1 protein-coding gene is annotated in these 362 nt (G+C 50.0%); it reads right to left on the reverse strand.

Features of this window, described 5'->3' with window-relative positions:
- A partial coding sequence (locus LZP73_RS19475; protein WP_234236573.1) for a serine hydrolase occupies positions 1 to 362 on the reverse strand: 362 nt, incomplete at both ends.

The raw sequence follows: 362 nt of genomic DNA on the forward strand, positions 1-362 counted from the left end.
GTTCGCCAGTTAATAGTTTGCGCAACGTTGTTGCCATTGCTGCAGGCATCGTGGTGTCACGCTCGTCGTTTGGTATGGCTTCATTCAGCTCCGGTTCCCAACGATCAAGGCGAGTTACATGATCCCCCATGTTGTGCAAAAAAGCGGTTAGCTCCTTCGGTCCTCCGATCGTTGTCAGAAGTAAGTTGGCAGCAGTGTTATCACTCATGGTTATGGCAGCACTGCATAATTCTCTTACTGTCATGCCATCCGTAAGATGCTTTTCTGTGACTGGTGAGTACTCAACCAAGTCATTCTGAGAATAGTGTATGCGGCGACCGAGTTGCTCTTGCCCGGCGTCAACACGGGATAATACCGCACCA

This window comes from Shewanella sp. AS16 (assembly GCF_021412365.1).
Taxonomy (GTDB): Bacteria; Pseudomonadota; Gammaproteobacteria; order Enterobacterales; family Shewanellaceae; genus Shewanella; species Shewanella salipaludis.